The organism is Aliigemmobacter aestuarii, assembly GCF_004799285.1.
Taxonomy (GTDB): domain Bacteria; phylum Pseudomonadota; class Alphaproteobacteria; order Rhodobacterales; family Rhodobacteraceae; genus Aliigemmobacter; species Aliigemmobacter aestuarii.
The window spans coordinates 221,606-235,597 of record NZ_SSND01000004.1 but is presented as its reverse complement, the minus strand read 5'-3'; the positions used below and the strand labels follow the sequence as shown (position 1 = coordinate 235,597).

Below are 13,992 nucleotides of genomic sequence, written 5' to 3'. Positions count from 1 at the left end.
GTTTCCATCTTCATCCTGGAACAGTCATAGGCGACCGCCGCCGCCCACGGACCGACGCATGCAGCCGGTTCACCTCATACCAGGACAGGCCCGAGATGGGCGAAAAAGGACGAGGGTTGCAACCCGTCCGTTTTTTTGCGGGTGACGTCTCGCACCCCAGGCAGATGACTGGAAACGCAGGCGCAGTTCCACTTTACGCCCTGGCATGGATCCGGCTTGGCGGCACGCCGTAGCGTCTGGAAAAGCACTTCGAGAAATAGGACTTCGTCTCGAACCCGCAGGCCACCGCCACTTCACCAAGGCTGAGATCGGTGCTTGCCAGAAGGTTTCTCGCATAGTCCAGCCGCAGGTTCTGATAGAAACTGCCCGGCGAAATCCCCAGCGTCAGGTTGAACAGCCGTTCCACCTGACGCCGCGAATAGCCGACACGGGCCGCGAGGTCCTCAAGCGGAAGCGGATCCTCGCGATGGCGTTTCATCAGTTCGACGATGGCAGCCAGCCCCGGATTGCGGGTCTGGGCCACTGCCGAGATGGGCGACCGCTGTGCAAGATCGCGTCCGATGGCCACACGCCGCAGGCACATCTCGGACACCATCGCGGCAAAGGCGAGCTGACCGACGCTTGGGCGCCCTATGTCGTCCGGCGGCAGCGGGCCTGCATCGGGGAAAGCCGAGAACGAAGCGACGGCCTCTTCATCTATCCGACGATCAGGAGCGAACGGCGCGATACCCAGCTGACGGACGAGCAGCAGTGGGTGAGCGCTCGGATCAAGCAGCTGGCGGAGGCGACCACATCTGGGGTTGCCCTGGTCTCGGCAGACCCGCAGCGTGCGGGGCAAACCGAGATCAAGTTCCATGAAAAGTCGCGCAGTCACATCCGCGGCTTCTTGGCGCTGCTTCGCTCTTCGATCACTTTCGCCAGGATCAAGTTGGGTCAGCGCAGCTTCACCGCTGCCTTTGCACCAAGGGCGGAATTGTGGCCATTCCCGACTGACTCAGGGCCGTCAACCTTGACCTTGCGTGTCAAACGAATTGCAATCGGGGTTCTGGCGCAAACGCAATCAGGCCGTCATGAAAGGGACCGCTCGGTTTCTGACCAGGCACTGGCGATCGCGGTGCAAGTGGCCTCCAGCTCCGTGCGGTCGGCAGACTTACAGTCCTGCTCTCCTTGTTGGAGAAGCGCATGCAGCCGCCTTGCACCAATCAGGGCGGCGACGCCGGCGGCTTCGTGCAGATGGCTAGCGCAGGTCTCGGGGTCGGCCGTCGCGGCCACCGCGGCAGCGATGCAGCGCGAGAGGTCGTGGCGCGCCTGGTCCAGCATTCGGTGCATCGAACCCTCGCCAAGCCGCGCAAGGTCGCGCATCCGGGCGTCGTCCAGCAGAACCGGGTCTGCGTCCCTGATCGGGTCCGGGACCGGGTCCGCATCGGGGGCGATGGCTGCGGCGGTGAGATCCTCCATGGTCAGGGGCTTGGTCAGCAGCCCATCGAAACCCGACGTCGGAAAGCGCGGGTCGTCGCGTGTCAGCGCGTGGGCCGTGACCGCAAGAATGCGGCTGGTGCGCGAGGCACCGTCCTCGCGGATCAGCGCGGTGGCTGTCCAACCGTCGATGCGCGGCATCGACAGGTCCATCAGCACGAGATCGTAGGCCCGTGCCCGCGCCTTGGCCACGCCTTCGGCGCCGTCGACTGCGAGGTCGACGCTGTGGCCCAGTGCCGTCAGCATCTCTTCCAGCACCATGCGGTTGGTCGGATTGTCCTCGACCACCAGCACCGACAGGGGGCGGTCGAGTTGCGTAACGGGCATGGGCGGGGGCGTGTATTGAGGTCGGGACGACTCGGCCCGTGACAGCGGCAGGCGCAGCGTAAAGGTGCTACCTTGGCCAGGGGCGCTGGTCACCGTCACATCGCCGCCCATCGCCCGCGCCAGACGGCGTGAGATCGCCAGTCCCAGCCCGGTGCCACCGACCTTGCGGCCGAAGGACGGATCGACCATCACGAAATCCTCAAAGATGCGCTTATGGTCGCAGGCGTGAATGCCGATGCCGGTGTCGCGCACGGCAAGCTCCACCATCAGTGTCCCGCCCTCGCGGGCCTGCGCCGTGGCGGTGACCGTTATCGTGCCGTCTTCGGTGAACTTGATGGCGTTCGAGATCAGGTTCTGCACGATCTGGCCCAGCCGGAACGGATCGCCGAGCACGGGCGGCAGCGGGGCGGGCAGGTCGAGGGTGATGGTGGTGCCTTGCTGGGCCGCCTGCTGCCGAAGGGGTTCGGTCAGCGAGGCCAGAAGCGCCTCGATGTCGATGGCTTCCTGCAGGATCGGTGCGCCGCCCGCCTCGATGCGCGAGATGTCGAGCACGTCGTTCACATGCCGCAGAAGCTGGCGCGAGGCGTCCTTCGCGATAGTCAGGAACCGGTCCTGCCGAGGGTTCAGCCCGTCGCGGCCGATGATGTCGAGCGCGGCCATCATACCGTTCAGCGGAGTGCGCATCTCGTGGCTCATCACCGCGATGAAATCGGTCTTGGTGCGTTCAGCCGCGGTTGCCTTGTCGCGCGCGTCGATCAGCGCGGATTGCGCAGCCCGCGCCTCGGAGATGTCGCGGAGAACACCGATGAAAATCTTGCCCGATGGCCCCTGTGCGCTGGCGATGGACAACTCCACGGGGAACTCGCCACCCGACCGCGCGCGGGCGGTCATCTCGACGCGCCCCTGATCCACGACGTGCGGCGCGCCACCGTTCCGCATCCGCTGCATGCCCGCATCGTGTGCCGCGACATGGCGTTCGGGGATGATGAGCGCAGCGAGCGGCCGGCCCAGTGCCTCGCTGCGCGGGTAGCCGAACATCCGCTCCGCGGCGGGATTGAACTCGAGGACCAGGCCATCCAGATCGACGACAACGATAGCATCGAGCGAGGTCCCTACGGTCGCCTTCTGCACGTTCGTGATCCGCAGGATTTCCCGTGCCCGGTCGGCAGCCTGGCGATTGAGGCGATGGACGATGAGCAAAAGCGAAGCGAGCAGCAGCAACAGCACGGTGCCCGCTAAGGCCGTGTTGCGTACCGCTGTAAAAAGCTCGGCGCGGCGCGCGTCCTGACGCGCCGCATTTGCGTCGATCACCCGAATTGCCATGAACCGCAGGTCCCGACGCAGGGCCTGCGTTTCATCCCTGACCAGCGCCAGACTGGCGCGAAGGCCTTCGTCATTTCCATCAATCAGGACCACGGTGCCCGACAGGTATTCGCGCAAGCGTTCGATAAGGGGCTGCGCCTCATCCACCAGCCCAAGGCGTTGCAGCATCGCTCCGCGTTCCACCGTCGCTGCGCGGCTGTAAAGCATGTCGAACCGGCGGCGCAGGTCGTCGAGTGATCCGGATGGCGTAGCAGAAGCGACAAGGATCGCGTTCTCCAGAAGCGCCGCATCAAGCTCGATTTGGGTGACGTTCCATTGCAGGTTGTCGGTCGGGGCTTCCTGAATGGCATGAAGCCGCCGAGAAAGCTCCAATGAAAGCAAGAGGATTGTCGCCGTGGCGCAGATCACCGCGAACGCAAGGAACCGTCGAAGCCCCTTAGCAGAGACCGGGTTGGGGTCGGAGGACGGGGACTTGGTCAGTCGAGAACCTCGATGCGGTCAAGTTGCCATATAGATCTTGCGTAGGTCTGTTCCGTGCGGAAAGCCGGGTCGGCGTCGTAGGGATAGACCAGCCAGATCGGGCCTTTGTCACGCACCGGCATGGGCGCACCGTTCATGAGATAGGCGACCATCGGCCCTGCGCCGGTTGCATCTGCAACAGGCACGCTGATGCGGTAGTCATTCAGCGCGGTCAACACCACCGTTCCGCCGTTGGAACCGACCGCCTGTAACAGGTCGCGCAGAAGAACCCCGCGGAAAGTGATAACGCCTTCGGTCCAGATCGTCGAGGTTGAGAATTCATGTTGCGGCAAGGTTTCGAGCAACGTCTGATCCAAGGCCAGCACGCCGTTTTCATTGGTCTTCTCGATGTTGCCGCTCACGGTCAGGATCACCCGGCCAGTAGGCGCATCGAATCCGTCCGCGCGGACGGGTGTACCTGACAGGGCTGCGGCGGTTATCGCCGCGACGACAACGTAGCGAAGCGACCAAAGACAGATGCGCCTCACAGAAGCCGGGCGGGCAACGAGATTCATGGGGCGTCCTTTCTTGCAGGCTCGCGCATCTGTAGCTCAAATCGTACGACATGTCCGGTTTCCATCGGGACAGGACGTCTACCCTTTCGGATAGCCATCAGTCAGAACAGCCCTGCCTGCTTGGCAAGCATGGCGGCATGGGTGCGGTTGCGGGCACCGATCTTGCGGTAGAGCGTCTTGACATGAAGCTTCACCGTCACTTCCTGAAGGTCGATACGCCGCGCGATTTCCTTGTTCGCCAGACCTTCGCACAGATAGCGCAGGACCTCGGTCTCGCGTTCGGTAAGTTGTGCGCCCGCCAGCGTTGCCGTTGGCGCCTCGCGCTCGGTTAGCATCTCCATCGGGGCATAGACCTCGCCAGCCACCATGAAACGCACGGCGGCGATCAGGGTGCGGGTTGACATCGTCTTGGGCAGAAAGCCCGCTGCCCCCGCCGCCAGGACCGCATCGGCCACCGAACGCGGCGCGGTGCCCGACAGGATGGCCACAGGCGTGCCGGGCCGCGCCGCCCGCATCGCTGCCAGCCCCTCCAAACCGTTCATGCCCGGCATCGTCCAGTCAAGCAGGATGACATCCAGATCGTCCGCCTGCCGGGCAAGTGCCAGCGCCTCGGCGAAATCGGCGGCGAGATCAACCATGAAGTCCGGCTCCTGACGCAGGAAGCCAGCGATGGCGTCGCGCACTAGCTGGTGGTCATCGGCAATGAGGATGCGCATGGTGAACCCTGTTTCGATAAGTAACGATGCTTCCCCTTCTTGGCACAAGAACGGCAAGCCGAGTACTGTTTTGTAGTGCCGCCATTTGAAGGCACGGGCAAGCCGCAGCTTTGCGTCAGCCGCCAAGGGATGGTTCCTCCAGAGCTGCAAGGCGGGGCAGACTATCCGACCGGATAGGCGCCTCACCCTTCCGCGCAGCCGGCCAATGCGGTTGCGAACGTACATGCTCGGAAGGGGCGCCCACCTATGCCGGCGCCTGACGGACAGGGCCGCGGGCATCCGCTAATCAGCGTCGGGTACACGTAACCGGAAGGCCCTTCCATGATCACGCTTCTCAACGCCGCCCCCGACACGGGCAACCAAGGGGTATCCGCCCTTTGCCTTTCCGCCCTGTCGGGTCTTGCCGCGCGGGCGATGGGGCCGCTGGCCGTGGCCGATCACGGTCAGGGGGTGCGGACTTCCGACTTCGGTTTTGCACAAGTACGGCGGTTCGGCCTGACGAACCATCGCCGCTACTGGCGCGGCGACAACCTTCGGACGGTGCGCAGGCTGGCGATGGTCGGCGGCTGGCCCAGCGCCTCGGCGCGGACTATCCTAGCGTCGCGCGCGGTGCTGGACGTGTCGGGCGGCGACAGCTTTACCGACCTTTACGGCCCCCGCCGGTTCCGCGCGATGGTCGAGACCAAGCGCCTGGCGCTGGACAACGGCCTGCCGCTGATCCTTCTGCCGCAAACGCTGGGTCCGTTCCGCGACCCTGCCAACCTGGCAGAGGCCACAAAGATCCTGCGCGCCGCCCAGACTGTCTGGGTGCGCGATGCCGCAAGCTTCGACTTCCTACGCGAAGTCCTCGGTACGGCCTTCGACCCGGCGCGACATGTTCTTGGCCTCGACATGGCGGTGGCGCTGCCTTGGCGCAAACCTGAATCCCTGTCGCCGAAGATGGCGGTCTGGCTGTCGCAGGCGCGCGGCTTTCCGGTGGCGGGGATGAACGTCTCAGGTCTTCTGGCGCAGGAGGCCGACCAGGCGCGCGCCGACTTCGGCCTCGCCGACCGGCATGACGCGCAGGTCTACGCTGCGGCAGAAGCTATCTTAAACTCGCATCCGCGGATGCGGCTTCTATTGGTGCCGCATGTCCACCGCGACCCGGCCGACCGCGAAAGCGACCTTGGCGCCTCGCTGACGCTGAAGACGAGGCTTGATGCTGCCTTTCCCGACCGGGTGGAGGTGCTGACCGGCAATCTTGGCGCGATGGAGCTGAAATGGGTGCTGTCGCGGCTGACTTGGTTCGCAGGCGCGCGGATGCATGCCACGATCGGCGCCTTCTCCTCGGGTACGCCGACGCTGGCCTTTGGATACTCCAACAAGGCGGCGGGCGTATTCCACCGCTGTGGCTTGGGCGACCATGTGGCCGACCTGCGGCGGCTGGATGCTCAGGCCCTGGCGCAGGCCGTGGCAGTGTCGCTTTCCGCACGTGATGCCATACGCGCCGACCTTGCCCGCCGCCTGCCCGCGCTAAGGGCCGAGGCCGAGGCGCAGATGGATGCCATCGCCGCGCAAATCGGATGCTGAGGGATGCGCCGGGGTCTTGCCACCGCGCTGGCCGGCTGGACCGTGCCGCTCGCTGCCGAAGGCGCGGCATTGGCGCGGTCGGTGCTGATCGCGCGGGCGCTCGGGGCCGAGGAGTTGGGCCGTACAATGGTGCTGGCGCTGGTGCTGCGTTTGGCCGAGATGCTGGCCGATGCCGGGGTCGAGCGGTTCCTGATGGCGCGATCGGGCGAAATCGGCGCAGCGTTACTGGCCGCGCTGCACGGAGCGGCGCTTTTGCGCGGTGTCGTTACGGCAGCGATGCTGCTGACGCTGGCGCTGCCAGCGGCGGCTCTGTTACCCGGCGCGGCGGGGGGCGCGACGCATGCCACACTGGCGCTGGTGCCGCTGGTGCGCGGGTTTGTGCATCTGGGCTACCGCCTGGAAGAACGTGAGCGCCGTCTGGGGCCACTGGTCGTAGTCGAGGGTGGCGCGGTGTTGGCGATGCTGGCCGCCGTGCCGCTGGCGCTGGCGATGGCGGGCGACCATCGTGCCATTGTGGCGATCCTTCTGGCACAGGCGTTGGCGCAAGTAGGACTCTCGCATGTCCTGGCCCGGACGGCCTGGCGCGCGGTTTTCGACCGCGCCGTGCTGGCGGAGGTTCTAGGTTTCGGCGGTCCGCTGATCCTGAACGCCGCGCTGATGTTCCTGACCTTTCAGGCCGACCGGCTGGTGGTGGCGGGCTGGTACGGCTGGGCCGAGGTGGCGCTCTATGGCGTGACCTTTCAACTGGCCATGTTGCCCGCCCAGATCACCGGGCGCGCGGCGGGCTCCCTGCTGGCGCCCCGGCTGCGGGGGCTGGCAGGTACGGCGCTGGGCGCGGCGGCGCGGGCCGCTCTGGCGGCCCACTTGGCCGGGGCGCTGGCTTTTGCGCTGGCCTTTTCCGCCCTTGCGCCGGTCGTGATCGGCCTCGCCTGGGGTCAGGCGTTCCGGCCCGACGCGGCGCTTGCCCTGCTGCTTGGCCTTGCCGCGGCCGGGCGCATCCTGCGCACGCCGCTGTCGCAACTGGCCGTCGCGCATGGCCGCACCGGGGACCCCGCCCGCGCCAACCTGTGGCGCGCGGCGGCGCTGGTCCCCGCCTGCGTCTCCGCCGCATTGGGCCTGCCGCTGCACGCCATCGCCACCACCGCCGTGCTGGGCGAAGCCGCGGCCACCGCCGCCGCGCTGTGGTTGGCGCGCGACATCCTGTTCCCCCGCCTTAGGACCCTGCCATGACCGACCCCATCACCTTCGCCGTCCAGCGCAACCTCTGCACCGGATGCGGCGCCTGTGCAGGCCTGTTCCCGCAGTCCATACACATGATCGAGGACCCGGTCCACGGTCGCAGACCCATGGTAAAGGCGACGCCCGAGGGGCACCGCGCCGCGCAGTCGGCCGCGCGTCTTTGTGCCGGAACCGGAGCCGACTTCGGTGCCTTGCCACGCCGCGACGCCATCGATCGGGCGTGGGGTCCTGTCCTGGCCGTATGGCAGGGCCATGCGATGGACCCTGAAATCCGCCATCGCGGCAGTTCGGGCGGTGCGGTCACGGCGCTGGCACTGTTTGCGCTGCAGTCGGGGCTGGCGAAGGGTGTGGCGCATATCGCGGCGCAAAAGGACGACCCGCGACGGAACGCGGCGGTCATTAGCCGGTCCCGCGAGGGTCTCTTGCGCGGCGCAGGCTCGCGTTACGCGCAGGCGAGCCCGGCCGAAGCGCTGGGCGAGATCGCGGCGGGCGCCGAGCCCGTGGCCTTCATTGGCAAGCCCTGCGACGTGGCGACCGTCAACCGTGCTACCGCCGCCGACGCAGCGCTGGCCGCGAAAATTCCCCTGACCATTGCCATCTTCTGCGCTGGAGCGCCCAACCTGCGCGCCACTGACCGCCTGTTGGCGACGCTGGGGATGCCCGAGGGTGCCATGCCCACGGCACTGCGTTATCGCGGCGAGGGCTGGCCGGGCCTGATGCAGGCGCGCTGGCGCGATGCCTCGGGCACCGAAATCACAAGTCCTGGTATCACCTATGCGAAAGGCTGGGGCGAGATCCTGCAGGCCAACCGCCGCTGGCGCTGCCGCATCTGCACCGACCACACCGGCGCATTCGCCGACATCTCGGTCGGCGACCCCTGGCATGAGGCACCCAAGGGCGAAGCGCAGGCGGGCCGGTCGCTGATCGTCGCCCGCACCCCTCGCGGCCTGCGGCTGATCCGCGACGCCGTTGCGGCGGGGGTCTTGGAGGCAAGCCCCGAAGGCCGCGATGCAATTGCCATGGCGCAGCCAAACCTTGTGGCCGCGCAAGGGGCCGTATGGGGGCGGCGTCTGGCGATGCGGATCGCCGGAATGGCCGTGCCTGCCGACCGGGGCCTGCCGCTGTTCGCGGCCTGGATGGCGCTGCCGTTGCGGGCAAAGCTGTCATCCGTAGGCGGCACGCTGCGGCGCATCTGGCGGGGGCGGCTGTGGCGGGCGGTACTGGTGCAGGAATGAAGCTGGCCGATGCCATGACCCGCGGGCGGGCCAACAACCTGCACGCTCTGCGGCTGGTGCTGGCTGTGGCAGTGGTCGTCAGCCACGCTTGGCCACTGGCCCTCGGCGCAGGAACGCTTGAGCCGCTGGAGCGGCTGACCGGCCGTTCGCTGGGTGGCGTGGCGGTGGGGCTGTTCTTCTTCCTTTCGGGCCTGCTGATCGCCGGGTCGGCGGAACGCCAGACGACGGCGGGCTTCTGGGCCGCCCGCGCGCGGCGGCTGCTGCCGGGCCTCGCCGTGGCGCTGGTGGTCACGCTGGCCTTGGCCGTAGCCACGGGGGGCCGTCCCACAGGGAGTGAGGCGCTGACCTACCTCGCTCGCGGCATCACGCTGGTCTCGCTGGAGCATCGCATCCCCGGCGCATTCGGCCATGTGGCGATGCCCGGCATCGTGAACGGTCCGCTCTGGAGCCTGTCGCACGAGGTAATGGCCTATGCGCTGTGCTGGGGTGCGGTGCGGTTGGGGCTGATGCGGCACGAGGCGGGGATTGCGGCAGTACTGGCGGCGGCGCTGGCGCTGTGGGCCGTGCAGGGGCTGCCGGAACGACTGGAAGTCTTCGCGCCGATGTTCGTGGCCTTCGTACTGGGAATGGCGGCCCATGGACTGCGCCATTACCTGCCGCTGACCCTTCCCGTGACCCTCATTCTGGCTTTGGCGGCCCCTCTGGGCTGGCCTCTGGCCATCGCGACGCTGGGACATTTGGCGCTGGTCGTGGCCTTCCGTCTGCCTGCGCATGCAATGCGGGCCGATTTGTCCTATGGCATCTACATCTACGGCTGGCCAGTGGCGCAGACGCTGGCGTATCTGATGCCGGGCCTGCCGGCGCCCATGCTGGCTGTGGCGAGCCTTGCCGCCGTCCTCCCAATAGCCTGGGCCAGCTGGACCCTTGTCGAGGCCCCCGTGCTGCGGCACCGGGCGGTTGCGTGACCCATGGCGGACCGTCGCATCCTTGGCGTGCCGGTGCCGGTGGCGCTGTTCTTCCTAGGGATGATGCTGCCCACCTCGGTCGGCGTCTCGCTGGGCGGCCTGCGCATGTCGGCCTATCGCATCGTGCTGCTGGCGATGTTCCTGCCCATGCTGCTACGGCTTCTGTCCGGACGTAACGTCAAGCCGAACATCTTCGACGCGCTGGTGCTGGGGCATTGCACGTTGGCGCTGGTGTCGCTGATCAACTGGGGCGGCCTGCAGCAGGGGATCGAGTCGGGCGGCATCTATTTCGTCGAGTTCGCAGGTGCCTGGCTGATGGGCCGCGTTTACATCCGCAGCTACGCGGACTTTCGCGCCTTTGCCCACGCCTTTGTCATCACCGTGGTCGCCATGGTCAGCTTCACCCTGCCAGAGGCGCTGACCTCGGTACATATCCTGCACGATGGCCTTGCGGCGATCAGCGGCGGGGCGCCCGCGCCGTTCATCGAGCAGCGCATGGGGCTGGAGCGCACCTTCGGCCCCTTCGACCACCCGATCCTGTATGGCGTCTTCTCGGCGGCGGCCTTTTCAATGGCCTGGTACGTGGTGGCCGAAAAGCGGCTGACGAACCTGCCCGGCATGGCGCAGGTTCTGGGTGTGGGGCTGGCCACTTTCCTGTCGGCCTCGGGCGGACCTTACCTCGTGCTGATGATGCAGGGCTTCGTCGCCGCCTGGGAGCGGCTGTTCCGTGGCATCCAGGGCCGTTGGTTGATGCTACTGGGTCTGTTCGTCCTAGTTTATCTGGGCATCGACCTGTTTTCAAACCGCACACCCTTCCACGTATTCGTCACGTATTTCACCTTCTCCACCCAGTCCGCCTACAACCGAATCCTCTTGTTCGAGTTCGGCACCGCCGAGGTCGCGCGCCATCCCCTCCTAGGCATTGGGCTTGGTGAATGGGAACGCCCAGTCTGGATGTCGGACAGCATGGATAACTTCTGGCTCTTGATCGCCATGCGCTATGGCCTTCCGGCCTGGGCGATGCTGGTGGGACTGGTACTGGGGATGGTGGTTGCGAACGCCCGTCGGCAGGGCCTGCCCGAGGCGTGGAAGCGCGCGCGGCACGCCTGGGCCTTTACCCTGTTCGGCATCGCGGTGGCGGCGGCCACCGTGCACCTGTGGAACGCTCTCTTCGTGCTGTTTCTGTTCCTGATCGGCGCCGGGGCCTGGCTGTCGGATGCACCGCTGCCAGAGCGGCGCAAAGGGATAGGCGCCGCCCCCCTTCTGCACTGCCGCGCCACCCGCCCGCGCGCACCCGTGGCGCGGCTGTTCTGATAGCCAAACATTGGATCAGCAAGGACAAAGCCAATGGATCTGACGGTCATCCTAGTCAACTGGAACACACACGAGATGCTGCGCGACTGCCTTGCCACGGTCTTCGCCGGCCAGGGCGCCCTGACGATGGAGGTCATCGTGGTCGACAACGGCTCGACCGACGAATCGCTTGCGATGCTGGCGGCCCACTTCCCGCAGGTGGGGGTCATCGCCAACGTCACCAACAGGGGTTTTGCGGCGGCCAACAATCAGGCGCTGTCTTGGGCGCGGGGTCGGCATGTTCTTCTGCTGAACACCGACACGCTGGTCCGGGGGGATGTGCTATGCGCCGCCGTGCACTGGCTGGACGCGCATCCGAAGGCGGCGGTGCTGGGGCCACGAGTACTGAACCGCGACGGGACGGTGCAGGATTCGGTCAAAGGCTGGCCGGGGTTCGGCTATCTCATGCGTCAGACGCTGGGCCTTGGTCGCAACCGCGCGCCGAATCTGGGCCTTGTGGCCGAGGCAGAGGTGCCCGCCGTTTCCGGCTGCGCAATGTTCGTCCGCCGTGCGGCGTTGGCCGAGGTAGGCGTCCTGGACGAGGCGTTCTTCTTCTACGGCGAGGAAACCGACTGGTGCCGCCGCTTTGCCGTCGCGGGCTGGGGCGTGCACTTTGCGCCCGTGGGAGAGATCGTGCATTTCGGCGGCGGCGCCGCGCGGCGGCTGGACCACCGGCGCGACGTGATGCTGACCGAAGGCACGGTGCGGCTGCACCGCAAGCATGGCGGGCTCGCCGCGGGGCTGGCCTGCTATGGGCTTCTGCTGGGCTTCAACGCCTCGCGTGCGGTGCTGTGGGCGGGCCTCGCGCTGGCGCGACGCCCCGGCGCGCGCGACCGCGCCCAGCATTTCGCAAACGTGGTGGCCGACTATCCCCGTGCCTGGCCGCAGGAGGGGCGGGCATGAAGGTCCTTCTCATCGCGCCCAATATCGATGCCTCTGACGTGGGCGAGGCCTTTGTTGCCCTGAAATGGGCGCAGGCGCTGGCCGGCCTTGTAAATCTGACGGTCCTTGCCTTCCAGCGCCCCGGCCGACCCGACCTCGCGACCCAACTGCCTGGCGTTCGCGTCGTCACTTGGCCCGAGCCCCGTTGGGCGCGGCGCAACGAAAGGCTGAACGCAATGTTGAAGCCCGCCTGGCCGGTGTTTGCCGCCCATGTCCGCCGCTGGATCGCACGCGCGTTGGTTCAGGGAGAGCACTTCGACATCGCCCACCAGCTGATGCCGCAGGCCGCCCGCTATCCCTCGCCACTACGCCACTTCGACATGCCCTATATCATTGGTCCGCTCGGCGGCGCGCTCGACACGCCGCAGGCGTTCCAGGCCGAGGCTGCTTCGGCCCCAATTTTTACCCGCCTGCGCGCGCTCGATACCTGGCGGTTCCGGCACGACCCCTGGCTGCGCGCCTCCTACAGCCGCGCAGCCTGTGTGCTGGGCGTGGCGCCCTATGTGCGGGAGGTGCTTGCCGACATCCCCTTGCAACGGTTCGAACCCGTGCTGGAACTGGGCATCGACGACCTGCCCCCGCCCGTGGCAGCGCCCGAGCGGCCCTTGCGCCTTTTGCATGTGGGCCGGGGCGTACGCACCAAAGGCTTGCGCGATGCGGTGCGCGCGTTGGCGCATCTGGCCGACCGGCCCGGCATCACGTTGACCAGCGCCGGGGCAGGCGAAGAGATCGCGCTCTGTCAGGCCGAGGCACAGGCGCTGGGCGTGGCCGAGCGCGTGACCTTCCACGGTCGCCTGCCGCGCGAGCATGTTGAGGCGCTTTACGCAAGCCACGACGTCTTCGTCTTCCCGTCCTTCCGCGAACCGGCAGGGGGCGTGCTTTACGAGGCGATGCGCCACGGCCTGCCCGTTGTCACCGCTGCGCGCGGGGGCCCGGATTTCATCGTGGACGACGATTGCGGCCTGCGCCTGCCGGTCACCACGCCCGACGCTTTTGCTTCCGCCATCGCTGGAGCGGTGCGGCGGCTGGATGATGACCCCCTGTTGCGTACCCGCCTCGGCCAGTCCGCCCGGGCAAAGGTCGCGGCCGAGGGGCTGTGGCCCGCCAAGGCGGCGCGCATGGTTGCCCTGTACGAACAACTGGCCGTGCTCCGCCGGGTGCCTGTGCTATCCGCAAGGATAGCCGAAAGACCCCAAAGCGGTCAGATGAATACCGTTTGATTGCATGTGTTTACATCACGAAGCCGATACACCGCAGGGCAGAAGAAACACCGCCCGAGGACACTGAAATGATCACCATGACCGCCCCTTTCACCGCCCGCAAGGCCGCTCGCCGCGCCGATAACACACCCCGCCCGCCCTGCGTGCTGGCCGTGGCATCGGGCGGTGGGCACTGGGTGCAGTTGATGCGCCTGCGCCCGGCCTTTGCGGGTGCCGAGGTGCATTTTGCCACCGTTGACCGCTCGGTCGCCGGAGCCGTGGCCCCTGCGCCGGTGCATGTCTATCCCGATGCCAACAAGGACACGCCCCTGCGGCTGGTCTTCGCCGCGTTGAAGCTTGCGCTGATCGTGTTGCGCGTAAGGCCCGATGTCGTGGTCTCGACCGGGGCGGCGGGCGGCTATCTGGCCATCCGTTTTGCCCGGCTGATAGGCGCCCGCACCATGTTCATCGACTCGATCGCCAACGCCCGCGACCTGTCGGTCTCGGCCCGGCTGGCCCAAAAGGCCGCCGACCTGGTGCTGAGCCAATGGCCCGCCGTCGCCCGCGCCACCGGCGCCGCCTATCGCGGCGCGGTCCTGTAAGCCCCCTCCCCC

General features: G+C 67.1%; 12 protein-coding genes. 8 read left to right on the top strand and 4 right to left on the bottom strand.

Translation table 11 applies throughout. The features are described 5' to 3' along the window. Window positions 1-193: 193 nt before the first annotated feature. The 4 genes from E7811_RS14720 to E7811_RS14700 all read right to left on the bottom strand — a co-directional run bounded on the left by E7811_RS14720 (window position 194) and on the right by E7811_RS14700 (window position 5,002). Window positions 194-583: a helix-turn-helix domain-containing protein gene (locus E7811_RS14720; protein ID WP_168733045.1), complete on the bottom strand. Its 390-nt coding sequence runs from the start codon at window positions 581-583 to the stop codon at window positions 194-196. A 485-nt stretch (window positions 584-1,068) separates the two neighbouring features. Further along, window positions 1,069-3,534, bottom strand: coding sequence for a hybrid sensor histidine kinase/response regulator (locus E7811_RS14710; protein ID WP_136395421.1), 2,466 nt, complete (start codon window positions 3,532-3,534; stop codon window positions 1,069-1,071). Window positions 3,535-3,602: 68 nt separating this feature from the next. Continuing rightward, the gene (locus E7811_RS14705; protein WP_136395420.1) at window positions 3,603-4,160 is read right to left on the bottom strand and encodes a molybdopterin-dependent oxidoreductase; all 558 of its coding nucleotides are present in this window, start codon (window positions 4,158-4,160) and stop codon (window positions 3,603-3,605) included. 101 nt (window positions 4,161-4,261) lie between these two features. Continuing rightward, window positions 4,262-5,002 (bottom strand): response regulator transcription factor, encoded by a 741-nt coding sequence (locus E7811_RS14700; RefSeq protein WP_342773365.1) that lies wholly within the window; start codon window positions 5,000-5,002, stop codon window positions 4,262-4,264. Between the two features lie 195 nt (window positions 5,003-5,197). On the opposite strand from E7811_RS14700, the gene E7811_RS14695 reads away from it, so the two are divergent. The 8 genes from E7811_RS14695 to E7811_RS14660 all read left to right on the top strand — a co-directional run bounded on the left by E7811_RS14695 (window position 5,198) and on the right by E7811_RS14660 (window position 13,980). Next, window positions 5,198-6,445 (top strand): polysaccharide pyruvyl transferase family protein, encoded by a 1,248-nt coding sequence (locus tag E7811_RS14695; RefSeq protein WP_136395418.1) that lies wholly within the window; start codon window positions 5,198-5,200, stop codon window positions 6,443-6,445. Between the two features lie 3 nt (window positions 6,446-6,448). Continuing rightward, window positions 6,449-7,675, top strand: coding sequence for an oligosaccharide flippase family protein (locus tag E7811_RS14690; protein ID WP_136395417.1), 1,227 nt, complete (start codon window positions 6,449-6,451; stop codon window positions 7,673-7,675). Beyond that, the gene (locus E7811_RS14685; RefSeq protein ID WP_136395416.1) at window positions 7,672-8,919 is read left to right on the top strand and encodes a Coenzyme F420 hydrogenase/dehydrogenase, beta subunit C-terminal domain; all 1,248 of its coding nucleotides are present in this window, start codon (window positions 7,672-7,674) and stop codon (window positions 8,917-8,919) included. The genes E7811_RS14690 and E7811_RS14685 overlap by 4 nt, the downstream gene beginning before the upstream one ends. Next, window positions 8,916-9,884, top strand: a complete 969-nt coding sequence (locus tag E7811_RS14680; RefSeq protein ID WP_168733044.1) for an acyltransferase family protein — start codon at window positions 8,916-8,918, stop codon at window positions 9,882-9,884. The genes E7811_RS14685 and E7811_RS14680 overlap by 4 nt, the downstream gene beginning before the upstream one ends. A gap of 3 nt (window positions 9,885-9,887) precedes the next feature. Beyond that, complete coding sequence (locus E7811_RS14675; RefSeq protein ID WP_136395414.1) at window positions 9,888-11,198, top strand: hypothetical protein; 1,311 nt, start codon at window positions 9,888-9,890, stop codon at window positions 11,196-11,198. Between the two features lie 33 nt (window positions 11,199-11,231). Further along, on the top strand, window positions 11,232-12,140 hold the full coding sequence (locus E7811_RS14670) for a glycosyltransferase family 2 protein (protein WP_136395413.1): 909 nt from the start codon (window positions 11,232-11,234) through the stop codon (window positions 12,138-12,140). Continuing rightward, the gene (locus E7811_RS14665) at window positions 12,137-13,399 is read left to right on the top strand and encodes a glycosyltransferase family 4 protein (protein WP_136395412.1); all 1,263 of its coding nucleotides are present in this window, start codon (window positions 12,137-12,139) and stop codon (window positions 13,397-13,399) included. Before E7811_RS14670 ends, E7811_RS14665 begins: the two co-directional genes overlap by 4 nt. A 68-nt stretch (window positions 13,400-13,467) precedes the next feature. Then, complete coding sequence (locus E7811_RS14660; RefSeq protein ID WP_211092121.1) at window positions 13,468-13,980, top strand: UDP-N-acetylglucosamine--LPS N-acetylglucosamine transferase; 513 nt, start codon at window positions 13,468-13,470, stop codon at window positions 13,978-13,980. Window positions 13,981-13,992: the final 12 nt, after the last annotated feature.